This window comes from Psychrobacter sp. SZ93C1 (assembly GCF_015864635.1).
Taxonomy (GTDB): domain Bacteria; phylum Pseudomonadota; class Gammaproteobacteria; order Pseudomonadales; family Moraxellaceae; genus Psychrobacter; species Psychrobacter fozii.
Window position 1 is genome coordinate 207,802 of record NZ_JADYWY010000005.1, and the last position, 25,592, is coordinate 233,393.

Below are 25,592 nucleotides of genomic sequence, written 5' to 3' on the forward strand. Positions count from 1 at the left end.
ACCATATATAGATACAGAATAACTGTGAATTTGATGTCTATAAACGTCTATAAAATAAGGCTAATAAGCAATCCGCTTATCAGCCTTATTATTACGCTGTGTACTGCTCAGCTATGGTCTAAGAACGCTAAAATGGTACAAGGCAGCCGACTTTAGATTGTACATATAGGAAGGCTAACACCGTAGCAGTTTAGTCGTTCTCTAATTATAGCTAACCCATTGATTGCAGTGGCAACTCTACAGCACGCTTAATCGCTGGTCGCTCAGCAATAGCCTTTGCCCAACGTTTTACGTGAGTATAGTCATCTACTTGTAAAAACTCTGCTGCATCATAAAGCTTACCAAGCACTAGCTGACCATACCATGACCAAATGAGCATATCCGCGATATTGTAATCCGCCTCATCGTTACCACACATGTACTTATTGCCTTTTAGATGGATATTAAGTACATCAAGCTGACGTTTGGCTTCCATCGTATAGCGGTTTATTGGGTACTCTAATGGTTCGGGTGCATAAGCATAGAAATGTCCAAAGCCGCCGCCGAGAAACGGCGCACTACCCATCTGCCACATCACCCAAGACAGACAGTCAGCCCGCGCTTTGCCAGCTGACAAAGGGATAAATTTGCCAAACTTTTCTGCTAAGTACATTAAGATGGCGCCAGACTCGAAGATAGCAATAGGCTCACCGTCGTTTCTGTTAGAATGATCGACCAAAGCTGGGATTTTTGAGTTGGGGTTTATTGCCACAAAGCCAGAGCCAAATTGCTCGCCCTCAGAAATGTCAACTTTATACGCATCGTACTCAGCGCCTTTGACACCAATTTCGGCCAGCTCTTCTAATAACATGTTTACCTTGACGCCATTCGGTGTATTCAGCGAATACAACTGTAGTGGCGCATTGCCTACTGGTAGCTCTTTATTAAAACGTGCGCCAGCTGTCGGGCTATTGATGTTGGCGAACTTACCACCGCTTTCTTTATCTTGCGTCCAAATTTTTGGTGGTACATATTTATTATTATCCTGACTCATAATTTATCCTCAGTTTATTTTTATAAATGTAGAGAGTGCTTACTATAACGAGAACCACTCCCTACATTAAAGTCCTCTCTTGTAATCAATGTAATTGCGGTTAGGTTTTTTATTTTGCCGCTTTGATAGCGCACCGTTACCTTGAGTCACTTTTATTATAACGCTCTAGTCGTTAATATACTTTTTGCTTGTTTTATAATCAGATATCCAATGAGATTTACATGGTAACGCTAACCCCAACGCAAGATAAATATTTACCCTATGTGCTAGCGGTAGCACTGTTCATGCAGATTTTGGACGCCACTATTTTAAATACGTCCTTACCGCAAATGGCACAGGCGTTGGGTGAGTCGCCACTGAAGATGCAATGGGCAGTGATCAGTTATGCCTTGACCTTGGCTATATTCATTCCTATCAGTGGTTTTTTGGCGGATAAATATGGCACACGTCGGGTATTTCTATCGGCCATCATCATTTTTTGTATTGGCTCTTTACTCTGCGCTGCCTCACCTACGCTAGATTTTTTGATTGGCTCACGCATCGTTCAGGGTATTGGCGGCGCGATGATGACGCCAGTGGCTCGTTTGATACTGGTTAAGTCTTATCCTCGCAACAAACTCTTGACTGTGATGAACTTTGCGGTGATACCGGCATTGGTCGCGCCGTTAGTTGGCCCAGTATTGGGTGGTTATATCGTACAATATGCCAGTTGGCATTGGATATTTTTAATTAATATTCCGATGGGTATCGTCGGTTTTATTATGGGCAAAAAACTCGTCCCTGCATTGTTTGAGGATACCAAGCGTCTTGATTGGACAGGGTTTTTATTGTTTGCGGCAGCCGCTTGTGGGTTTACGTTGGCGGTAGAGTTCGGCTCACAGGCAGGACGAGAGCTTTATGGATTGTTCTGTGGTTTGGGTGCGGGCCTGCTGATAGGTGCTTATATCTGGCATGCCAAAAAGCGGGATGCGCCGCTGTTTCCTTTGAGCCTATTTGATATCCGTACCTTCCGCATTGGTATTACGGGTAACTTATTCACGCGACTCGGTATCAGTGCGGTTCCGTTCCTACTACCGCTACTATTACAGGTGGTGTTTGAGTACTCACCTTCACAGGCGGGTTGGTTACTGGCCCCTATTGCTGTAGGTGCCATTGGTATCAAGCCATGGGTGAGTAAAATTATTCAGCGTTACAGTTATCGCACCGTTTTGGTTTATAACACCTTTTTTATGGGTTCGCTTATCATCGTATTGGCACAGTTCAATGACGCATCACAATGGCTGTGGTTCATACCCATCTTGACTGTCATGGGTGCTTGTAATTCTATGCAGTTCAGCGCGATGAATACCATTACTATTGGCGACCTTCATGGCACGCAGACCAGTAGTGGCAACAGCCTAATGGCGGTCAATCAGCAGCTGGCAATTAGCTTCGGTATTGCTTTTGGTGCAGCAGTACTTAATTTGCTGCGTGACAGGTTCGAGCTAGATACCTTGGCTGCATTCCAAACCACCTATTGGATACTTGGTATTTTAACCATTCTCTCAGGATTGTACTTTTTACGCCTAAAGCCTGAAGATGGTCGCGGTCTATATTAAAGTGTACCGGATAGAGTCTGTCAAATTTCAGACATAAAAATGCCAGCTCATGTTTTGGTTTATGACCAATCATAGGCTGGCAAGTTTAGAAAATATGATCTATTTATCTATCACATCATCTTATGGTGCGTCGTCATCACTCATTTGTGACTGGATGTATCGTTCCACCCCGACACTCTTAATCAAATCTTCTTGAGTGTCTAACCAGTCTTCGTACTCTTCGTTGCCATCTTTTAAGATAACCAATAGCTGGCGAGATACATAGTCAGATTTTGTCTCACATAGCGTGATGGCGTCCGTGATAATTGCAAATTTTTGTTTTTCCAAACGCAAATTACAGTCAATCATTTCAGGCACATCTTCAGCGATGAACATCTTGCCATAATCTTGCAAATTCGGTAAACCGCCTAGCAATAAAATCCGTGCAATCAGATCATCAGACCATTTCATTTCAGCAATAGACTGCTTATAAAAGCTTTCATTAAGGGCTTCTAATCCCCAATGACGCGCAATACGAGCATGCAAAAAGTACTGATTAATCGCAATCAGCGACTGTCCAAGTACTTTGTTTAAGGCGCGAATGACCTCTTTATCCCCTTTCATTATCTCTCTCCCTATTCATTCATTATTTAAGCTAAACATTATTCATCTAATTATCTAGGACACGCCCTAGCATAATATTAGATGAGATTAGGAGTGACTTCAGCCATTTGGCTTTGTAGATAATTGGGCAGGCCAATCATATCAATTAGGCGCAGTTGTTGCTCAAGCCAATGAGCATGGTCTTCTTCAGTGTCTTTTAGTTGTTCGACCAGCATCTCACGTGTGACATAGTCATGCTCTGCTTCACAGAGTGCAATGCCATCCTTTAAGTGCTGCTGTACTTGATACTCTAGGTTAAGGTCAAGCTGAAGCATTTCGGGAACAGTCGCGCCTATGTTAATAGCATCAACCGTCATTTTAGGCGTGCCACTTAACATTAAGATACGGCGAATGATGGCTTGGGCATGCAGTGTTTCATCGGCCATCTCATGATGGATACGATCATACAACTTGCCATAATGCCACTCAGCATACATTTCTGAATGAATAAAATACTGATCACGAGCGGCAAGCTCACCACCTAATAAGAAATTCAAATAATCAATGACTTTTGGGCTACCTATCATAACTTATACTCCCCTGTTTATACTTTACGACTCACAGTGCATTCATAATTACCCATATAAGGATAGTGTTATTAGCAAACTGAGTAGTAGATATCAAAACCAACAAAATGCCTTACAGCGTCAGACATATATAGTAGCATACTGGCTCTGATATCGCTTGTAACGTTAGGAACTAAGAATAAGATGCTAATTGAGAACAATAATTAGCTAGCGTTAATTCTGATTATTAGAGGTGTATTAGCGAAGTTATACGGACGCTTGCAACTTACCCTTTATATATAATAGTTAAAGCGTAAGTGAAGTCTGTTAGATACTTTGTGTGATGCTAAAGCGTATTCTTGATTTTAATATTAAAAGTCGATGCTGCTTAAACGGCGTAAGCTAAGACATCAAGTTTCGCATGGTGCTCTTCTAAGTAATCATTGACCATAGGTTCACAGCAGCCACAGCAAGTCGCTACATCAAGCGTGTCTTTTAAACCATCAAGCGTATCAATGCCTGAGGCAATAGCTGCTTTAATTTGCTTTTCTTTTACGTCATTGCAGATGCATACGTACATGAACTAACTCCTACGAATATCGCTATTCAATAACTACTGACTAATCATTTTTACTACTTGACCTATAATAACGATAACTATTATCATTTTCAATAGTATTTGATATATTTTAATGACAGCGAAGTTTTTTTAAAGGAAAGGTATAACTTGGCAAGAATATTGCAGTAATTAATCTATGTAAGCGAATATAAATATTTATGTTATGATATAGATGAATGGTAGTAAATTTACGATAAACTGTAATTTAGCTTATTTTTTAATCGATTTTGTAGATAACTACTGCTATATTGACCATCTATCAACAATAACCCCATAGGGATTATTTTATGTCTGATAATAATTTTACGATACGACCAATTGAATTATTTAAAGTTCTATCCGATCCAACGCGTTTAAAAATATTTCAAATTCTTTTTAATAAACAGTCACGTTGCGTGGGAGAGCTAGTAGAAATATTAGATCAACCTCAACCAACGATATCGCGTCATTTAAATCATTTGAAAAAATTAGGTATTTTGAACTGTGTACGTGATGGTACATGGATGTGGTATGAAGTTGCCGATGATTTACCAGAATGGTGCCAAGAGGTTTTAGAGATTACTTATAAGCAAATATCTGCCAATGATGTTGCACTACCAAAAGCAGGCTAAATGTGATTGGTATTAAGAAAATCCGAGGCATCGTTTAACGCAAAAAAGACCTATTTATCATAGGTCTTTTTTATGTCTGCTAACAATGTGACCATGAGAATATGGCTGTAATAATATAACTCTAGCAATGTGACTTTAGTAACGTGGCTTTAGCAATATGGCTATGCCATATTCAATTATGTCAGATCTAAAAACTCACTGATAAAGGCACTGGCTGGCTGGTGTATCAGCTCTTCTGATGTTCCTACCTGCTCCACTCGCCCTTGGTTCATGACAACGATTTCATCCGATACCGCACGGGCTTCTTCTTGATCATGTGTGACCATGATACTGGTGATACCTAGCTCATGATGAATATTTTTCAACCAAGTACGTAGCTCTTTTCGAACCTTGGCATCCAGTGCACCGAACGGCTCATCAAGCAATAATAGTTTTGGCTTGACCGCGAGTGCTCGTGCCAGTGCAATACGCTGACGCTGACCACCTGATAGTTGATGTGGATAGGCATTGGCAATTTGTGGCAGCTGTACGAGCTCTAACAGCTCGGCCACACGCTTATTGATGTCAGCTTTGCTCGGTCGCTCATGCTTTGGTAGCAATGTCAGACCAAACGCGACATTATCAGCGATGTTTTTGTGACGAAATAAGGCATAGTGCTGAAACATGAAGCCAATATGACGTTTTTGCACAGGCGTATTGGTCACATCTAGCTCATCAAACAATATTTGCCCTGAGTCAGCATATTCAAGACCAGCGATGATACGCAATAGCGTCGTTTTACCACAGCCTGAAGGCCCTAGTAGTGTGGTCAGCTTGCCAGTAGGCACGGTGATATTGATATTGTCTAAGGCGGTAAAATTACCGAATTTTTTATTAACGCTGCGAATCTCGATGCTCATAATCGTATCTCTTATTATATTTTTTGTCGCGTGGTCCATATTCTATAAATTGGATACGATGTCAGTTTCGCTTAGTCTACTATTTGTAGTACTGTCACTCGGCTTCTTCATACCTAAATTACATTGAACCAACTATATCGTGGCAGAGGGTCTAGACGACATTACTGCTTATTATTGCCTGCGCCATTCTCATCAGTGCTTATCTCATCAGTACTCAATGATAGCTCAGGTATGTTGGCCAGTCGCTCAGATTTAGCAAATTTACGCTCTTGTAGCTTCGTCATGACTTGCTGAATAAGTAGCGTTACGAGAGCCAATGCAGCAAGTAAGCTAGATAAGGCAAAAGCGGCGGTAAAGTTATAATCGTTATAAGCAATCTCAACCAATAGCGGCATGGTATTGGTCTCACCGCGAATGTGACCTGATACCACACTGACAGCACCAAACTCACCCATCGCCCGCGCATTGGTCAAAATCAAGCCATATAACAGTGCCCATTTGATATTTGGCAAGGTCACATGCCAGAAAGTCTGCCAACCAGTCGCGCCCAACGTCAATGCCGCCTGCTCTTCACTGTCGCCTTGAGTCTGCATCAACGGTATCAGCTCACGTGCCACAAAAGGGAACGTGACAAATAACGTCGCCAAGACAATACCAGGAACGGCGTAAATCACTTGGAAACCCATGCTCTCAAGCCAGCCACCAACCGTAGAATTGAGTCCGAATAGCAATATGAACATCAAGCCTGCGACCACTGGTGACACTGAAAATGGCAAATCAAGCAACGTGGTGACCAACTGCTTACCTTTAAACTGATAGCGGGTGACCAACCATGCAATCGCGATGCCCATCACCATATTAATCGGCAAGACGATGGCAGCAGTAATTAGTGTCAGCTTAATGGCTTGCAACGCTTCTGGATCGACTAGCGATGCGATATATAGCTGCCAGCCACCTTTAAAGGCTTCATAGAACACCGCTAGCAACGGTATCACTAGCATTACAACCATGAATAGCACAGCGATACCGATAAAGGTACGGCGTATCCATGGCGTGTCTTTGGTTGCCGCGTTACTTTGGTAGTCGTAGCTGTTAGATATTTGCATGTTAGCGGGCTCCTACACGGCGCGACAGCTTCCACTGCACAATATTAATGGTTAATAAAATCACAAATGAGATGAGTAACATAAATAGCGCGACCGCAGAGGCGCCTTGAATGTCAAACTGCTCAAGCTTACTGATAATAATCAGCGGTAAAATCTCAGACTGCATTGGAATATTGCCCGCGATAAAAATAACTGAGCCATACTCACCCGTTGCACGGGCAAACATCATACCCGCACCCATTAATAGTGCGGGTAACAGCTCTGGCAAGATTACTTTACGGAAGGTGGTGAAACGATTGGCACCCAATACAGCTGCCGCTTCTTCAAACTCGACCGATAGCTCAGCGAGTACTGGCTGCACAGCACGGACGATAAAGGGGAAGCTGACCACGACCAAGGCCAACCAAATACCTATTGGTGTAAAGGCTACCTGAATATCGAATTTGGCAAACCACTGCCCCATCAGACCATTAGGCGCATAAAGCGTGGCAAGTGAGATACCAGTGACGGCCGTTGGTAAGGCAAATGGTAAATCAACCAAGGCATTGATCAAGGACTTGCCCCAAAACTCATAACGTACCAACACCCAGGCCACTAATGTACCGAACACCATATTGGTGAGCATCGCCAAGAAAGACATCCATAAGCTCAGCTTGATAGCAGCAGTCACTTGCGGTTGGCTAATGGTTTCCCAAAACCCCGTCCATCCCATCTGCGTGGTCGTATATGCCATCATGGCAAACGGCAGCACCACCAATAGCGATAAGCTAAAAACAGTAATGCCCATGCTTAGACCAAACCCTGGCAGCACATTGCGTTGACGCAAGCGTGTCAGCCAACCTTTCTTAGGAAGGGGTTTGCTGGTAGAAGATGTGGGTGCACTCATAGTGATATCCTGTTGCCCAACTGATGGTACTTATCGTAAGACCATGTTATATCGAACTTATTATTAGTATGCTTACGGTATAAAGGACATAGTGCGTACGACCATGTCCTTTATGGAATTTCTTATGAATGACTACATCACCTGATTTATAGCAAAGCAATCACCTTTACTAAATGGCTACTCAGTGATCATTCTTGTCTTAGTCATTTGCTACTGTGGTGCATTAATGGCCAGTTGGTCAAAGACGCCACCATCGCTGAAGTACGTACCCATGATGTCATCCCATGAGCCAAAGGCATCATTCGGACGGAACGTTTCAACTGGTGGTAATTTATCACCATTTTTATCAAGCACGCTTTGCACGCTAGGACGTAGATAGAGATCGGCTGCCAACTGTTGAGCCGGCTCGCTCCATAAATAGTCCAAATAAGCTTTTGCTGCGTCTGTTGTGCCTTTCTTATCCGTTACTGATTTGACAATAGCCACTGGGCTTTCTGATTTAATCGAGTATTTTGGATAAACGATATCGACTTGACCCGCGCCGAAATCAGTTGCTGCAAGGTTGGCTTCGTTTTCAAAAGTAACCAAAACGTCACCGATACCACGCTGAACGAATGTCATCGTTGCAGCACGTCCACCATTCTCATAAACTTTGACATTTTTTAGCATGTCTTTGACGTAGCCTTTAGCCTTGGTTTCATCTTGATTAAAAGCATGCAGACCATAACCATAAGCACCTAAGAATGCATAACGACCATTACCCGTCACTTTCGGGTTTGCCATCACAATCTCAAGACCGTCTTTGGTTAAATCTTCCCAATCATTAATGCCTTTTGGATTGCCTTTACGTACCAAAAATACGATGGTGCTGGTAAAAGGTACGGCATTGTCAGGGAACTTGCTTTCCCAATCTGATTCAACCAAGCCTTTTTTCTCAAGCAGCTCAATATCAGACCCTTGGTTCATGGTGGCAACATCCGCTTGTAAACCGTTAGCGACAGACAGTGCCTGTTTGCTTGAGCCACCATGTGACTGTTTGATTAGGATATTACTGTTTGGGTTTTCAGCTTTGTAATGCTCAACGAATAATGGGTTGTAGTCTTTATAAAAGTCACGGGCCACATCATAAGAGACATTTAACAACTCGATATCTTGAGTGTCTGTTGCTGCTGTGCCATCTGCATCTGTCTGCTCGCTGTTGCTACAGCCGACCAGACCTAAAGTTAATGCAACACCGGCAATACTTAAGACGTTCAGTGTTTTACTTTTTTGTTGATAGCGCACAGCGTATGTCATAAATCCCTCAAAGATATCTGTTAAGTAATGCAAGTATGCTAACAGCGCCATCTTATTATGTTTAATGATGAATATGCGTATGTTATTGCCAAAACGGAATAACAAGAGCATAACGTTAAACTTATCAATCAGTTGGCAAAATCCTACTAGAAGAGCCTCATTTATAGAGACTCAAAAGCGGATACGATTGACGGTATTTTTTATCTGACAGCTGGCAAGTTAAGCATGATTTTATAGATTGCTTTACAGGTTATTTTTTTACACTTGCCAGCTGATCGAATCGTCCGCCATCGACAAAGAACGTATCCATAATCTGCGTCCAAGCACCAAAGACAGCCACTGGCTCGAAAGTCGTAATCTCAGGCAATGTGTCTCTATGAGCAGCCAGCACTTCTGCATTACTAGGGCGCATATACATCTCTGCCATGAGCTGCTGAGCAGGCACGTCCCACAGACCTTGTAAGTAAGCACTTGCGGCATCTGTTTTACCGCTCTTATCCGTAACGGCTGTGACGACCGCCACTGGATTAGCAATCACAATAGAGTAGCTTGGATAAACGATATCGACTTTTCCTTTGGCAAACTCCTTGGCAGCCAAATGTGCTTCATTTTCAGTCGTAATGAGCACATCCCCTAACCCGCGCTGGGTAAAGCTGGTCGTCGCCGCACGCGCACCATTGTCATAAGTGACCACGTTTGCCAATAGTTTTTTGATAAAGTCATCGGTTTTGGTAGGCGTTTCCACGTTTTCTTTGAATTGATGCAGACCGTAGCCATAAGCACCCAAAAAGGCATAACGCGCTGTACCACTTGTTTTTGGGTTTGGTATGACCACATCGATATCATTGCGTGCCAAGTCTGACCAATCCTTGATATTTTTTGGGTTACCGCTACGTACCAATAGCACCATTGTGCTGGTATAAGGCACCGCATTATTCGGAAACGCCTGCTTCCAATCAGTGGCTACTAGCCCTTTTTCTACCAACAAGTTCATATCGCTTTCTTGATTTAAGGTTGCCACATCTGCTTGCAAACCATTGGCAATAGAAAGTGCTTGCTTGCTCGATCCACCATGTGACTGATTTACCTTGATTTTGCTACCTGGATGCTCTTTTTGATAACTTGCACTGAATAGAGTGTTGTAGTCTTTATAAAAATCGCGTGATACATCATAAGAGACATTCAATAAGCTAATATCCTGCGAGGCTCCCGCTGTCGAAGTGTCTTGCGATGTAGATTCATTAGAGTTACAACCTGCTATGAGCACCGTAACGGCCAGTACGCTACCAACTTTTAAGGTGATATTAGACAGTTTTGATTGTATGGCTGATTGCATGATTTTCTTCTTAATAGATGGTTGGGCGTTGGCAAAATAGTGGGCACTTTATTATTAATATTGCAGCCCGACGTATTTCGAAAATCACCCTATGGATAATAAAAGATATGCTAGCAGTTTGTGTGCAGGACTCTTAGTGACGAATTCGCTTATCGAGTGGTTAACTTGGCATAAGCAATTTTCTCGATTACCTTTAACTGTCTGTTTTTACTTAATTTTATAAAAAACTATAAGGATATAAGTTTTCTGACTAAGACTTCATAAAAAAGGGACCAAACGATAATCGTATGATCCCTTTTTTTAAATACAGCTTTTTGGATATCGTTAAATATCGTAGTCAGTCAGATGCTGTTATATAGTCTGTTCAATATAATTTGGATACAAGGAAGGCGAGTGAAAGTACTACAAGTCGTAGACTAAGCGAGCCTGACACCGTATCCAAATTATAGAGGATTGACTATACCGCAGAAGCACCCGTTAACTTAACTTCAGCACGTTCTTCTTTTGCGATACCTGCATAGTAATCACGCAATATTTGCAGCACTTCTGGGCGACTAAAGTTTTCTGGCACCACTTCGTCTTCTGATAATGCTTTGCGTAGTTTTGTTCCAGATACTTTGACATGCTCAGAGGCGTCATGCGGACAAGTTTTGTCTGAAGCCATCGCATTACAAGCGTTACACCAGAACGTCCAGCCAATTTTCAATGGTTGAGTAATGAGGTCATCTTTACCCACGTGATCAAAGATGGTCTGCGCATCAAAAGCACCATAATAATCACCAACACCCGCATGGTCACGGCCCACAATCAGATGGCTACAGCCATAGTTTTGACGGAATAGCGCATGTAACAACGCTTCACGTGGGCCTGCATAGCGCATGTCTAGCGGATAGCCAGCTTGGATCACAGTGTCTTGTCTAAAGTAATTATCAATCAAAGTTTTGATCGCTTCTTGACGGACGTCTGCTGGGATATCACCGGGCTTCAATGCGCCCAATAATGAGTGAATCAATACGCCATCACAAATCTCGATGGCAATCTTGGCAAGATATTCGTGTGAGCGGTGCATTGGGTTGCGCGTTTGGAATGCCGCAACTGTTTTCCAGCCTTTGGCGTCCAATATTTCACGCGTTTCAGCTGGCGTTTTATAAATCTCAGGATATAGCGCTGGGAACTCGCCTTCGCTTAATACTTCTACACTACCTGCGATATTGACGTCATCTTGACTCAAGACTTGTTGTACGCCTGGATGCTCGCTATCAGTCGTCGTAAAGACTTGCTGGCACTCATGCGCTTTATCGATGGTATAGGTTTCTTCTACCGTTAAGATGCCCATGACTTCACCATCTTGGGCGACCAATGCGACTTTGTCACCTTGACTCAATCTATCTGCAGTGGCTTTAGGTGCTGACAACGTAATAGGAATCGGCCAAAACAGGCCTGCGTTGTCACCGCTTTGCAAGCGCATGTTGTCAACCACACCTTGCCAATCCGCTTGATTCATAAAGCCGTTCAGTGGTGTAAAGCCACCAATACCGAACATAATCAAATCACCGCGCTCACGAGAGCTTAAGGTAATGGTCGGTAATGTGCTGGCAAGTGTCAGCGCTTCGCTGCGAGCGTCACCATTTAGTAATAGTGGTTTGAGTACATCGCTACCATGTGGAGGAACGAGTTGTGATGGCTTTTGATTAGAGATAGTAGATGTCATAGTAATTTTAAAACCTCAATGTATAGAAAAAAGAGTTGAATAACAGCAAGTGAATGGCTTAAAAGGTAACTTTATGAATAAGACGCTAACGATCGTCAGTAAAAATCATGCATTACCAGATATTAAATTTTAGGGGTTAAATTTGATAAGCATAGGCTACCTAACTTTCGTTATGAAAATTTATGCTGTGTTTGGATATGTATATGTCTTAAAGGAATTTATGTTTTGAAGCACAAGCTTATATGATGTAAAGCTGAACGGTACACATTGCGATCGACAACAAAATATATTACACACGCAAATCATTTTCGTCGCTGCTTTTAAGTCTAAAAACAAATTTGAGATTACGTCATGTATCAATATAACTACGCTGACCAAAACTTAGTAGAGGAACGAGTCGCCCAGTTTCGCGACCAAACCGAACGGTTTTTGGCGGGTGAGCTGCCAGAAGAACAGTTTTTGCCACTGCGTTTGCAGAATGGTCTTTATATTCAGCGTTATGCGCCGATGTTACGTATTGCTATTCCTTACGGCCTACTAGCCAGCTATCAACTGCGTAAATTGGCAGAGATTACCCGTAAGTACGATAAGGGTTACGGACATTTCACGACCCGTACCAATATCCAGTTGAATTGGCCAAAACTTGAAGAAGTGCCAGATATATTGGCGGAGCTTGCATCAGTACAGATGCATGCCATTCAAACCTCGGGCAACTGTATTCGTAACACGACTACCGATCCTTATGCGGGTATTCATCAAGAAGAGATTGCGGATCCACGCCCTTATTGCGAAATTATCCGTCAGTGGTCTACCTTTCATCCTGAATTTGCTTTTTTACCGCGTAAATTTAAGATTGCTGTCGTTGGTACTGCCAATGACCGCGCGGCGACGCAAGTACATGATGTTGGATTACATGTAAAAACCAATGACGCAGGTGAGATTGGTTTTGAAGTCTTGGTAGGTGGCGGTCTTGGCCGTACACCAGTGATTGGTAAAGTAATTAACGAGTTCTTGCCACGTCAGCATCTGCTTAGCTATTTAGACGCTATTTTGCGCGTTTATAACCTGCATGGTCGCCGTGACAATAAGTACAAAGCGCGTATCAAGATCTTGGTCGAGAGCATGGGCGGTCCTGCCTTTGCTAAATTGGTCGACGCTGAGTGGGAAGCCCATACCAAAGATGGTCCACTGACCTTGAGCGATGCAAACTTTGACACGGCTATTGGCTTCTTTAGTGAGCCTGATTATGTTGGTTTTGATGCCCTACAAGTACAATCTGACTTGCAACAGCAACTCAATGCGAATAAAGATTTTGCAGATTGGTATAACCAAAACACAGTCGCGCATAAAATAGCAGGCTATCGCGCCGTCGTAATTTCTCTAAAAGCAGGCTTGGTCGACGGAACCTACGTACCATCTGGTGATGTTAGCGAATCACAAATGGATGCTCTCGCTGATCTATCAGACAAATATAGCTTTGGTGAATTGCGCGGTACCTATCAGCAAAATCTCGTATTCTCTGATGTGCAAACCAATCAGCTATATGAGCTATGGCAACAGCTATCTGAACTGCATTTAGCACGCGCCAACATAAACACGTTAACCGATATGATTGTTTGCCCAGGTTGGGATTATTGCTCACTCGCCAATGCCACGACTCACAACATCGCTGAGCAAATCGAGAAGCAGTTTGATGATCTCGATTACCTTTATGACTTAGGTGAAATTCGCCTAAACATGTCTGGCTGCATGAATGCCTGTGCTCATCACCATACCGGTGATATCGGTATCCTTGGTGTTGATAAAAAGGGTGAGCATTGGTATCAAATCAGCCTTGGCGGTAACTCTAGCAACGATGCCAAGGTCGGTAAAATATTGGGTAAAGCAGTACCAGCCGAAGATGTGGCTATCACCCTACAAAAAATACTGGACGTCTATTTAGAGCAGCGCGTGAGCAATGAGAACGACGTAGAAGCCTTTAGTGACTTGGTCAATCGCGTTGGCGTGGCACCTTTTAAGGAGAAGGTCTATGGGTAATCATCACGTATTAAATAGCGATGGTATCGATATCAGTCAGACCGATACGTGGTTAGCGCTCACCACTAATGAACTGCCAGAAGGCGTTGCCCTAACCCACACATCACTACTTGAGCTATTGCATAAATCAGAAAAAATAGATGTGCTATTGCCACTTGATGATTTGCTAGACGCTACAGGCAAGATTGCTGGCGGACTATTACAGCAAGTGCGTGAGCTGTTGTCCCAACATACCAGCCGTACAGGCGTTTGGGTGACATCGGACAGTGATACGGATGTATTGGTTGGCTTGTCAGAGTTTTTATTACAGCAAGACTTGATCGTCATTCATGTGCCGTTGTTTGTCGATGGTCGCGGCTTCAGTTTTGCACAGACATTACGTCAAATGGGTTACGAAGGCGAGATTCGCATGGCTGGCAAGTTTGGCCGTGACCAAATCGCTTACCTGCTACGTTCTGGTGCAGATAGCTTTGTGCTCAGTGAGCATGACATGCAATCGATTTCTGATATTGGTCAAGCATTTAACGCGCTTGCCAGTAGCTACGATGGTCGAAACGCTGCTGCATTACCGATGTTTGCTAACGCTTAATTTACCACCCATTATTTATTTAACTTTTACCAAATTTATTGTTAAACCAATCCCATTGTAAGGAATGTATCATGAGTCAATTACACCCAAACCTAGATATCGATCAAGCCAACCAAGAGCTAAACGGTAAGTCGCCAGAAGAGATCGTTTCATGGGTATTAAGCCAAGCTAAAAACCCAATTATTACTACTAACTTTCGTCCTTACGAATCAGCGATTTTACATTTAGTGGCCAAGCAGCGTCCAGATATCACTGTACTATGGGTAGATTCAGGCTATAACACGGATGCGACGTATCAATTCGCTAATAAAGTCATTCGTGACCTCAATCTAAATGTCGTTACTTATATCCCTAAGCAAACCGCTGCGCATCGTGATGCGACCATGAACGGTATTCCTGGTATTGATAATCCGCAGCATGATGAGTTTACTGACCAAGTAAAACTTGAACCATTCCGCCGTGCGTTAGATGAATTGAAGCCTGATGTGTGGTTCAATGCTATCCGTAAAGATCAAACAGAATTCCGTCAAGGTCTTGATGTGCTTAGCCTATCAAAAGATGGCGTATTAAAAGTAGCGCCATTATTTGAAAAAACAGATGCTGATCTAGACGTGTATCTTGAAGAGCATAACCTACCAAATGAGTTTGACTACTTTGATCCAACGAAAGTAGAAGAAAGCCGTGAGTGTGGCTTGCATACTCAGCTGTAATTGTAGCGTTTTCTGAATGTTAAAAGCCCTCTCTTAAATTTAAGAGAGGGCTTTTCAATTTTTATAGCCGATTCAATTATTATCTAGCCACTTTTTGCTCGTTTAGTCGTTCTTGTTCAAACTGAGGATACACCCTAGTATTAAATTAACTGCCAACTCCCTTTAACATCTCTTTTTCCCATTACTGCCAAAACCAACACCAGACTCAATATCAGCAACAGATACCAAGAGCCCAGCTTCCCCCAACCTACCATATGCCATAAAGTCTCTTGTGACGGATAGCGCCAAATATTTGCAAAAGTAGCAATGTTTTCTGCTAACCAAATCAAAAAAGCTAGAAACAATAGTAGTGGTAAAAAAGGTAATTGATATTGTTTGGCATCACGTAATTGCAAATTGGTTTCGTGATTAATTTGAAAGAATACTCTGGTTTTCCAGAACAAAATTATTGAAGCTATGAACAGCACATTGCGAATATCGGGTACAAAAAATTTGGTAAAGAAGTTAACATAAGAAGAAACAACCAATAAACTCACCCATATTAAATTTGGCAAATGAGCAAAGGATGCATTAAATAGCCTTAGGCCACGTGCTAAAAAACTACCCACTGCCGAATACATAAAACCAGCGAAAAGTGGGACATTGGCAATTCTAAAAATTGCTTGTTCGGGATAATACCAAGAGCCAATTTTGGGATGGGTTAAAAAAAGCTCTAGGGCCATGGCCATAATATGGAAAATAGCAATAACCCATACTTCACGTGGCGTTTCTAATTTAAAATAAACTAAGAAAACCTGAATAACCAAAGCATATGCCAACAACACATCGTAGCGATAGATACCAGAAATTGACCAGCTCATTTGATGAGTCAGCACAAAAGCCAATAATAAAAGAATGCCAAATACCGCAGACGCCAAACTCAGCGCACCGCTACGTAAAATAATATTCAACACCTTAAATTAGCACTACAATCATGTCGACTACCAATTCGCGTGAAAAATTCATTGCTATATTACGAATTACTTAAGTTTTAAACAAACGCTAGAAAATTAATTTTCTGTTGTTTTATATTTATCTAGGAGTATTACTCTTCTTGGATTTTTTAGTATCATAGCTTCTTCTGTTTCTAGTATGCAAGCTAATAAGAAAATGCAACTCTACAATGCATTCAATTGAATAAATAACGTTTTTTTAACGTCTTATGGTATAACATTACGTTATTCTATGGCTTACCTTTGAGGGCTGTGCGCCATCACTTCACTAAGCCAACCCTTTTAAACCCAATTACGAACGAAATTGCCATCTTTGTAGATAATCACGCGCATCGCGTTACTCAAGACTGGTAATAGTTTTACCGCACTCATCAATATGGATATTTGTTATGCCCTCTATACAAAAAAATGACTCACTCTACGAAAAGCTCCATGATAAATTGCCTCCTGTCGGTAAAGCTGCGTCTTTTCTGACTGGTGCCAGCGTTCTTACTGCCAACAGCATCTTCGTTGGTTTACCTATTTGGACTTTGGGTGCTGCGAAAGTATTAACCAAGTCAAAATATGCCGATGATGCACTCATTGCGATTACTAAGTACTGGATTAATAGTAATAACGCTGTGATCAATCATGCGTTGCCTCATAAAGACTGGCGTATTAATATGCCTGATGATCTGAGCGAGGATAAACAATACCTACTCGTGAGCAACCATCAGTCTTGGGTTGACACCAGTATCGTGCAATACATCAGCCAAGATAGATTACCTTTGACGCGGTTCTTTACCAAGTTTAATTTGATCTATATTCCTGTTATCGGTCAAGCTTTTTACTTCTTAGACTTTCCAATGATGAAGCGCTTTTCTTCTAAAGCGATGGCAAAAAACCCAGAACTTAAAAAACAAAATTTAATCGAAGCCAAGCGTGCGTGTCGCCAATTAAAAGACAAGCCTTTTGCGTTACTTAATTATCTAGAAGGTACGCGCTTCACCAAAGAAAAACATGACAAACAAGGTTCACCTTACCAGCATTTATTAAAACCGCGGGCTGGTGGTCTGTCATTGGCAATCAATGCGTTAGGCGATCAGTTAGATTCGATTTTAGATGTCACCATCGTGTACCCAGATGGTACTCCTGACTATGATGACTTATGGAAAGGTAATATCCGTCGTTTGGGCGTCGATGTGACTCGCCTAAAGATACCTGATGAGCTGTTTGCCGCGATTATGGATGGTGGTTACGACCGTGATGAAGCCACGAAAAAGATGATGTTTGATTGGTTAGAAGATATCTGGCAACAAAAAGATGCACGTATGACTAAAATGCTCAGTGAGTTTGAGTAGGTTTTAGCATAAGACTGCATATACTATTGCGAACACTTCATGATTATTATAGCCAGAGCACTTAAGCATATTGCTTCGGCTATAATATTTTGTCCTTCAGCTATCCTTGCTATATATGGATGTTTTTGGTTTGTCTATTCCTTTTCCTATCAAAAAACACTCCTCTCATATCAAAAACGAATATACTAATGCCAATTCACTGCGTGAGACGGCGCGCACGATACCTCATAATAGTGGTATATTTTACATTGAATGAATTGCTGGTGATGCTATGAACACTTTCCCATTATTTTTTAAATTAGAAGACCGCAAAGTGCTTATCGTTGGCGGCGGTGATGTGGCTCTACGTAAAGCAGATTTACTGAGTCGTGCTGGCGCGGCAATTACCATTCTTGCACCCGTCATTAGTGATGAAATACAAGCCTTGCTAAGCGATAGTAAGCATCAGCTCATCTATGCTGATTATAATAACGCTTACATGTCAGGCGCACGTGTCATTATCGCGGCTACTGATGACGAAACGCTGAATCATCAAATCCATGCTGACGCCACTGCCCTAAATATTCCAGTCAATGTGGTTGATACGCCGCATTTGTGCGACTTTATATTCCCAGCCATTGTTGATCGAAATCCTATTGTGATTGGTATCTCATCTAACGGCAAAGCACCAGTGCTAGCACGTTTACTACGTGCCCGCCTTGAGACGTTAATTCCACAAGGCTATGGCAAATTGGCCAAATTGGCAGGCGAGTTCCGTACTGAAGTAAAATCCAAGATTCCTACTTTAACGGGGCGTCGCCAGTTTTGGGAGCGAGCTTTTGAAGGCAAAGTCAGTGAGCTCATGTTTGCTGGTAATGAAGTTGAAGCTACTGCGCAGCTGCAAGCTGATTTAGATAATACTGCTGCGAATATTGCCAGTGCCAATGAATCACCAACCCATACAACGGTGGTAGCCGAGCCTATAGTCGACAATGAAAATTCTGTTGAAGCGAACACGCCAGTTGGCGAGGTATATATAGTCGGTGCAGGCCCTGGTGATCCAGAATTGTTAACATTCAAAGCGCTACGCCTAATGCAGCAAGCAGACATTGTCTATTATGATGCCTTGGTCTCGCCGCAAGTTTTAGATTTGTGCCGCCGTGATGCGGACAAAGTGTTTGTCGGTAAAAAACGCAGTAATCATGCAGTCGCGCAGCTTGGTATCAATGAGCTGTTGGTAAATAGCGCTAAAGAAGGTCGCCGTGTGGTTCGTCTAAAAGGTGGCGATCCATTTATCTTTGGGCGCGGCGGTGAAGAGATTGAGAGCTTACGAGCACATGGCGTCCCTTATCAAGTCGTGCCAGGTATCACTGCTGCCAATGCAGCGGCCAGCTACGCAGGTATTCCGCTTACCCATCGTGATCACTCGCAATCCGTACGCTTTGTCACTGGGTTTTTAAAGGCTGGCGCACCAAACAGTAACTTTAAGAGCTTTTTAAATACGGATGAGACGGTTGTGTTTTATATGGGTCTGCACTCTTTGCCTCGTTTGACAGAGGGCTTGATTGATGCCGGACGAGCTGATAGCACTCCTATTGCCATCGTATCCAATGCCAGTATGCCCAATCAGCAAGTATTAACCGGCACACTTGCCAATATTGTTGAGTTACAGGAGCAAAATCAACTACCAACGCCTGCACTACTTATCATGGGAGATGTCGTCGCCCTGCATGATAATTTGGCTTGGTACAACTTACAAAATCAGCAGCACAATCAAAACAGTGACGATCTAGCAAAGAACTGGTTGCGCGAAGGGTCAAGAGGTAAAGTAGAAAAACAACCGATAGACCAACAAGCACATGCGCTCTCTATGATATCCAGTTTGGCTACGCAGCAAGAGGAAGGTTTAGAACAACTGATTATTGATTAATTTTTAGTATTAACTTTCAACAATAAAGAGCTCTATCGATAATAATATATTGGTAGGGCTCTTTTTTCATGCATTCCAACAGCGCAAACCACAAAAAATCTTGCTAGAATGACAGCTTCCCATTAACTGTCTTTAAGTGCAATTATGTCTACACCTGCCACTTCCAATTCAATGCCCGCTCGACCATTAACCATCCTACATACCTCAGATTGGCATTTGGGTCGTAGGCTCTATGGTCGCATGCGCTATGAGGAATTTGAGGCGTTTTTGAGCTGGCTTGAAGAGGCAATTAGCGCACAAAAAGTCGATGTATTAATCGTTGCTGGTGATATTTTCGATACCATGACGCCAAGTAACAGAGCCCAAGCGTTGTATTTTGAGTTTTTAGGTAGAGTGTCCAAGTCATGCTGTCAGCACGTGGTGATAGTCGCGGGCAATCACGACTCCCCTACTTTTTTAGATGCACCCAGTCAGGTGCTTAAGTTCTTAAACGTTCATGTGATTGGAACGGCTTGTGACGACTTAACCGATGAAGTATTGGTTTTGGATGATGCAGAGGAAACGCCGCATTGTATTATCGCGGCCGTCCCTTACTTGCGTGACCGTGATGTGCGTAGTAGTAGCGTTGGCGAATCTGCGGATAGCAAAGATGCCAATGTCATAAAAGGTATTCGTGCACACTATGATGAAGTGGCTGCCATTGCAAAATCCAAGCAATTTGAACTTATCGAAGCGCATAAGCGGCATATTCCTATCATTGCGACAGGGCATCTATTTGCAGCTGGCGGTACCACTACAGATGATGACGGCGTACGCGAACTTTATGTCGGCTCACTGGGTAAAATCTCTGCTGATATGTTCGATGAAAGCTTTGATTATGTGGCGCTTGGGCATTTGCACGTACCGCAGCGGGTCGGTGGTCGTGAGCATATTCGCTATTCAGGATCTCCTATTGCCATGGGCTTTGGAGAAGCCAAGCAACAAAAACAAGTATTGCTAGTAAAGTTTGGTGCCGTAGATCATTTTGAGAACGAAGTCTCAGGGCTAAACATCGCACCTGATAGTGATACCTCTCAGCTTATCAATACAACCTCTCATGTTAAAACGGCCAAGATTGAAAAGTCAGTAGAAAAAACCGCTAAAAAAGTAACAGATCAGGCAACGCCTTTTATGGATGACTTGTTTGGTTTTGATGAGCCATCGGCCAATGATGAGGTCGCACAAACTACTGTCACAGAAAATACTCCTGCTCAGCAAGATCTAGATAATCAATCACTGCCTCATCATGATGACACTACCGATAAAATACTGCATCGCGATAATGTGAATCAGATGCAAGTAGCCTCCTTACCTATTCCAAAATTTCAGAAATTGGCACAAGTCTCAGGTGATCTAGCTACTATTTCAGAAACCATTAGATCTATTGATCCAACTGAGTCCATTTGGTTAGAAGTTGTTTATACTGGAAATGAGATTATAAGTGGACTAAAAGAACAAGTTAATGAGATGGTAGAAAACTTGTCGCTTGAAGTGCTGATAACAAAAAATGCTAGCTCCTATAATAAAGTCCTTAACCAACAGCAAACCTCTGAGACGTTACAAGACCTAAATGAAGAAGAGGTATTTGAGCGTTGCTTGACCGCGCATAGTATTCCTGATGAGCAAAAATCAACCTTGCGTGATGCGTACGATCAAATCGTTTATAACCTACGTCATGCAGATAGCCATGCCGAATAATATAAGTTATTCAATATCATTTCTAATAACTGATGCTTTTACCTTTATCAGCTTTCAACACTGATCTATATAAAAATAAGACCCAACCATGCGCCTAATTGAACTACGACTAAAAAATCTAAACTCGCTAAAAGGCGAATGGCACATTGATTTTAGCGATCCTGCTTTTCTCAATGAAGGCATCTTTGCTATTACTGGGCAAACAGGTGCTGGCAAGACCACCATATTAGATGCCGTTTGCTTAGCGCTATACAGTCAAACGCCAAGATTGGGTGATATTACGGGTTCAACGAATGAGATAATGACCCAAGGTACGGGCGAGTGCTCAGCAGAGGTTATCATCGAGATAAATTCCAAACGCTATCTATGCTATTGGTATCAACATCGTGCCCACAAAAAAGCTAAGGGTAACTTATTACCGATTAAGCACGAGATTAGTGATGTTGAAACGGGCGCTATTTTAGAAGAGAAAAAATCTAAAACATCCGCCTATATCCAAGATCTAATCGGTATGGATTTTAATCAATTTACCCGTTCCATCATGTTGGCACAAGGCAGTTTTGCGGCGTTTTTGAAGTCTGATATTGGTGATAGAGCTGCCATCTTAGAAAAAATAACGGGTACGGCTATTTATGCCAAAATATCGTTAAACGTGCATGAGAAAAAACGCTCCGAGGAAGAAGTGCTTGGTAAGTTACTAGCAGGCGTTAATAGCTTATCCCTATTAAATATTGAAGATGAAAGACGACTGGCTACAGAGTTAGACACTCTGAATCAACAGCAAATCAAACAACGACAAACATTCAAAACCCTGAGTGAACAACTACAGTGGTTAGATAGCATCTATCAACTACAACAAAACCTCTCTGTTTATCAGACTGAGTTCGCAACAGCGCAACAGGCACAGAAAGACTTTATCCCAGAAGCACAGCGCTTAGATCTTGCGACCAAAGCCTTAGAAATTGATAGCCAGTTTCGCGCGCTGTGCTATAGCCGAGAGATGCTCAGTAAGTTGGGTACTGAGCAACAGGCATTGCTTAGTAAAATTCCGACACAGGAAGAAGCGCTTGGTCAAGCTTCAAGTCATCTAAATGACGCGAGTACTTTTGAAAAGAACGCCACGGATAACTTACAAACCGCTTTACCCATTATTAAGAAGGTGCGTGAATTAGATGCTGATATAAAACAGCAAGCTAATGCTTTATCACATGACAATCAACGTAAAGACGTACTGGTTAATAATACTCAACAATTACGTCAAGAAATAGCTAGCCATAAACAAAAAAAGCAGGATACTAAGACTCAGTTTGACAGTATCGAAAAATACTTTAATGACTATCCAGAGGTAAACGATCTCGATACAGATATGGCAACCTTTGATAGCAGCTGTAGCCGATTAAAGGCATTGCTAGAAGACAATGTGCGCTTAGCTGCCGATAAACGAACACATGATCATCAAGCCAGCCAACTACAAGCAAGTTTCAATCAACTGTCTAAGCAGCAAGACACTGATACGTCATTAATAACACAACAGCGTGAGCAACTTGCCAGCTTACAACAGCAGCAAGCAACACTTATCCAAAAACAATCGCTGGCTAGTATGCGTCGTGATCAAGAACATGTTGATCAAATTAATAACCAAACTGAGCAGGCTCGCTTCAAGTTACAACGACTGTCCGAACTGACTAGCCAAATAAAAAGAACCACTCTTTCGCTACCAGCACTTAGCCAAGCGTTAACGAATTTAGAAGAGATAATTACCAGTCATCAATCAGACATTCAAAATGCTAAGCTCAAACGACAAGACAAACAAGAGCATCTAAATCTATTACAGAAAGTCGCTAAGCTTGAAGACTATATAACAGAACTACAAGATGGATTGCCCTGCCCGCTCTGTGGTGCACACGAACATCCTTACGGTAAACATCATCCTTTATTAGACAATAATATCGACGACAATGCCGACCAAAGCCAACTGTCTAAAACACAAAAGATTCAGCAGGAAATGGATGCACTAGAAACTGTTATAGACAATCTTGAGCAGACATTATCAAAACACCGTCTTGAGCATGCCACAAAGAAAGAAACGCTTAATAACCAACAACAGCAATTAGCGCCTTTACAGCAAGAGAAAGATACCTTATCTACTGATATTCAGGTTTATCTGGCCTCATTATTTGATGATAAACATAATTACTCTGAATCCATTGTGGCACTCATTCATCCGCTTACTCAAATTACGGATAACGTCAATGGTTCGATTGACGTAGACAACTCTCTATCTTTATTGGATGCCGCCAAACACAATCTGATTGATTATAAGCAGTCTCTACAAACCATGATGGGCCAATACGATGTGCTGACACAACGTATGGCACATATTAGTACTGCAATCGAAACCGATGAAAAGCATCAACAAGTACTTATTCGCGACATCAGTAATTTGGCAACTGATAGTAAGCTTAATGCACAGAAAATTGAGAGTATTGAAGAAAGTATCGCTGCCAACTTCTCTGAATTGGCACCTATTATGACCACTGTTTCAGCTCTAGCGCATAAATACCCTATAGAGAACCATAAAGAGTATTTATCTGTAGCTGTTAGTACAGCAGACATCAATGGTGCACTCAAGCAACTGAATGATGGGATTACTGAGCATACCGTCATAGGCAGCTCAGACTATGATCTTCATATCGAAAGACTCCGTCAACAGCGTGGTGCCTTAAGTCAGTTAAAGCAACATTGCTATGAGCAAAAAAACAAACAACAGCAGCTAACCAATACGATAAGCGGCTTAACAGCACAGATTGATACCAAACAAGCACAACTTACCAATGACGAAAAATCGCTCGAAGAACTAGAGCGCTTAATTGTTAATAAAGCCAGTGCTATCGAGCAATTAAAGAAAGATAGGAAAGAGATTTTCGCAGATAAAGAGGTAGATGCTGAGGAGACTCAATTACGAAGTGTGGTCGATAAATCTCAAACCAGTAAGGTAATGGCACAAAGGCAGCTAGACACCAGACAGCAGACATTAGAGCAATTAAAAGTTAGACAGCAGCAGCTAGCAACAGAGCTACAATCTGCGTCTGGTACGCTTAATACGCAACAAAGCGAGTTTACTGATTTACTCTCAGAATCACAGTTCGCCGACGAAGCTGCCTTTGTCAGTGCACGCCTGCCTAAAGAAGCGCGCGAAGCACTACACATACGTAAATCGACTATCGACAATGCCTTGCAACAGGTGAAGTCACAGCTAGATAGTACTCAGCAGTCATTAGCACAAAAACTTGCTGCGCCTATGACAGATAAGGATAGAGAAACGCTGGCTGGCGAGTATCACCACATACAGACGGATATTGATCAACTCAGTCAGCAGATCGGTGCAATTGACCAAAAGCTGAAAGATAATGACAATCAAAAAGGCGAACAAGTAGCACAACTCGTGGCTATCGATGAGCAAAAACAGAAGCTACAAGTTTGGCAGCAGCTACATACGCTAATTGGGTCAGCTGATGGTAAAAAGTATCGTACCTTTGCTCAAGGGTTGACGTTTGAAGTTATGATTAGTCATGCCAATACGCAACTGCAAAAGATGAGTGACCGCTATTTGCTCATCCATGACGACCACAATCCGCTTGAGCTTAATGTGATTGATAACTATCAAGGCGGCGATGTTCGTAGTACTAAAAACCTCTCTGGTGGCGAAGGCTTTATTATTAGTTTGGCACTTGCATTGGGACTATCGCAAATGGCCAGTCACAATATTCGTGTGGATTCTTTATTTTTGGACGAAGGCTTCGGCACACTGGATGAAGAGTCACTTGATATCGCCCTCGATACGTTAACGAGCTTGCAACAGGAAGGTAAGTTAATTGGTATTATCTCCCACGTGCAGGCATTAAAAGACCGTATCTTAACCCAAATTAAGGTTGAAAAAATCTCTGGTGGCTTTAGTCAAATTAGCGGTCAAGGGTGCCGTAAAGTTATTAGTGAAAAAGTCTCGTAAGTTAATCTATTTTTCAATAATAGAGT

At 42.3% G+C, this 25,592-nt stretch carries 20 protein-coding genes; 9 read left to right on the forward strand and 11 right to left on the reverse strand.

The genetic code is table 11. From position 1 onward, the window contains the following. Positions 1–211: 211 nt before the first annotated feature. Positions 212–1,033, reverse strand: a complete 822-nt coding sequence (gene yghU, locus I6E83_RS08575; RefSeq protein ID WP_197101162.1) for a glutathione-dependent disulfide-bond oxidoreductase — start codon at positions 1,031–1,033, stop codon at positions 212–214. Between the two features lie 221 nt (positions 1,034–1,254). Between yghU and I6E83_RS08580 the strand changes: the two genes are divergently transcribed. Further along, on the forward strand, positions 1,255–2,631 hold the full coding sequence (locus I6E83_RS08580; protein ID WP_110923489.1) for a DHA2 family efflux MFS transporter permease subunit: 1,377 nt from the start codon (positions 1,255–1,257) through the stop codon (positions 2,629–2,631). Between the two features lie 120 nt (positions 2,632–2,751). On the opposite strand, the gene bfr (I6E83_RS08585) is transcribed toward I6E83_RS08580, so the two are convergent. The 3 genes from bfr (I6E83_RS08585) to I6E83_RS08595 all read right to left on the reverse strand — a co-directional run bounded on the left by bfr (I6E83_RS08585) (position 2,752) and on the right by I6E83_RS08595 (position 4,359). After that, positions 2,752–3,234, reverse strand: a complete 483-nt coding sequence (gene bfr, locus I6E83_RS08585; RefSeq protein WP_197101164.1) for a bacterioferritin — start codon at positions 3,232–3,234, stop codon at positions 2,752–2,754. Between the two features lie 77 nt (positions 3,235–3,311). Continuing rightward, on the reverse strand, positions 3,312–3,800 hold the full coding sequence (bfr, locus tag I6E83_RS08590; protein ID WP_110923491.1) for a bacterioferritin: 489 nt from the start codon (positions 3,798–3,800) through the stop codon (positions 3,312–3,314). A 367-nt stretch (positions 3,801–4,167) separates the two neighbouring features. Beyond that, positions 4,168–4,359 (reverse strand): bacterioferritin-associated ferredoxin, encoded by a 192-nt coding sequence (locus I6E83_RS08595; protein WP_110923492.1) that lies wholly within the window; start codon positions 4,357–4,359, stop codon positions 4,168–4,170. A 326-nt stretch (positions 4,360–4,685) separates the two neighbouring features. Between I6E83_RS08595 and I6E83_RS08600 the strand changes: the two genes are divergently transcribed. Then, a complete protein-coding gene (locus I6E83_RS08600) occupies positions 4,686–5,009 on the forward strand; it encodes an ArsR/SmtB family transcription factor (protein WP_197101166.1) in 324 nt (107 codons plus the stop codon). A gap of 176 nt (positions 5,010–5,185) precedes the next feature. Here I6E83_RS08600 and I6E83_RS08605 read toward each other — a convergent pair whose 3' ends face one another. The 6 genes from I6E83_RS08605 to sat form a co-directional block, all read right to left on the reverse strand. After that, complete coding sequence (locus I6E83_RS08605; protein WP_194196572.1) at positions 5,186–5,908, reverse strand: sulfate/molybdate ABC transporter ATP-binding protein; 723 nt, start codon at positions 5,906–5,908, stop codon at positions 5,186–5,188. Positions 5,909–6,069: 161 nt separating this feature from the next. Further along, the gene (cysW, locus tag I6E83_RS08610; RefSeq protein WP_197101168.1) at positions 6,070–7,014 is read right to left on the reverse strand and encodes a sulfate ABC transporter permease subunit CysW; all 945 of its coding nucleotides are present in this window, start codon (positions 7,012–7,014) and stop codon (positions 6,070–6,072) included. 1 nt (position 7,015) lies between these two features. Then, complete coding sequence (cysT, locus tag I6E83_RS08615) at positions 7,016–7,900, reverse strand: sulfate ABC transporter permease subunit CysT (RefSeq protein ID WP_110923496.1); 885 nt, start codon at positions 7,898–7,900, stop codon at positions 7,016–7,018. Between the two features lie 210 nt (positions 7,901–8,110). Continuing rightward, the gene (locus I6E83_RS08620; protein WP_197101170.1) at positions 8,111–9,196 is read right to left on the reverse strand and encodes a sulfate ABC transporter substrate-binding protein; all 1,086 of its coding nucleotides are present in this window, start codon (positions 9,194–9,196) and stop codon (positions 8,111–8,113) included. Between the two features lie 250 nt (positions 9,197–9,446). Further along, entirely contained in the window at positions 9,447–10,532 is a 1,086-nt protein-coding gene (locus I6E83_RS08625) for a sulfate ABC transporter substrate-binding protein (RefSeq protein ID WP_197101172.1), read from the reverse strand. A 457-nt stretch (positions 10,533–10,989) separates the two neighbouring features. Continuing rightward, complete coding sequence (gene sat / locus I6E83_RS08630; protein ID WP_197101174.1) at positions 10,990–12,243, reverse strand: sulfate adenylyltransferase; 1,254 nt, start codon at positions 12,241–12,243, stop codon at positions 10,990–10,992. 351 nt (positions 12,244–12,594) lie between these two features. On the opposite strand from sat, the gene I6E83_RS08635 reads away from it, so the two are divergent. From I6E83_RS08635 to I6E83_RS08645, 3 genes are all read left to right on the forward strand, one after another. Next, positions 12,595–14,280 carry a nitrite/sulfite reductase gene (locus tag I6E83_RS08635; RefSeq protein WP_197101176.1) on the forward strand — a complete coding sequence of 562 codons (1,686 nt, stop codon included), beginning with the start codon at positions 12,595–12,597 and terminating at the stop codon, positions 14,278–14,280. After that, entirely contained in the window at positions 14,273–14,869 is a 597-nt protein-coding gene (locus I6E83_RS08640; RefSeq protein ID WP_197101178.1) for a DUF934 domain-containing protein, read from the forward strand. Before I6E83_RS08635 ends, I6E83_RS08640 begins: the two co-directional genes overlap by 8 nt. A 71-nt stretch (positions 14,870–14,940) precedes the next feature. Continuing rightward, positions 14,941–15,579 (forward strand): phosphoadenosine phosphosulfate reductase family protein, encoded by a 639-nt coding sequence (locus I6E83_RS08645; RefSeq protein ID WP_197101179.1) that lies wholly within the window; start codon positions 14,941–14,943, stop codon positions 15,577–15,579. 140 nt (positions 15,580–15,719) lie between these two features. Here the strand turns inward: I6E83_RS08645 and I6E83_RS08650 are convergent, their stop codons facing one another. Further along, positions 15,720–16,532, reverse strand: a complete 813-nt coding sequence (locus tag I6E83_RS08650; protein ID WP_197101180.1) for a DUF817 family protein — start codon at positions 16,530–16,532, stop codon at positions 15,720–15,722. 428 nt (positions 16,533–16,960) lie between these two features. Between I6E83_RS08650 and I6E83_RS08655 the strand changes: the two genes are divergently transcribed. The 4 genes from I6E83_RS08655 to I6E83_RS08670 all read left to right on the forward strand — a co-directional run bounded on the left by I6E83_RS08655 (position 16,961) and on the right by I6E83_RS08670 (position 25,566). After that, entirely contained in the window at positions 16,961–17,911 is a 951-nt protein-coding gene (locus I6E83_RS08655; protein WP_197101182.1) for an acetyltransferase, read from the forward strand. A gap of 271 nt (positions 17,912–18,182) precedes the next feature. Beyond that, positions 18,183–19,820, forward strand: a complete 1,638-nt coding sequence (gene cysG, locus I6E83_RS08660) for a siroheme synthase CysG (RefSeq protein WP_197101183.1) — start codon at positions 18,183–18,185, stop codon at positions 19,818–19,820. A 144-nt stretch (positions 19,821–19,964) separates the two neighbouring features. Next, on the forward strand, positions 19,965–21,557 hold the full coding sequence (locus I6E83_RS08665) for an exonuclease SbcCD subunit D C-terminal domain-containing protein (protein ID WP_227680881.1): 1,593 nt from the start codon (positions 19,965–19,967) through the stop codon (positions 21,555–21,557). Positions 21,558–21,645: 88 nt separating this feature from the next. Beyond that, on the forward strand, positions 21,646–25,566 hold the full coding sequence (locus I6E83_RS08670) for an AAA family ATPase (protein ID WP_197101185.1): 3,921 nt from the start codon (positions 21,646–21,648) through the stop codon (positions 25,564–25,566). Positions 25,567–25,592: the final 26 nt, after the last annotated feature.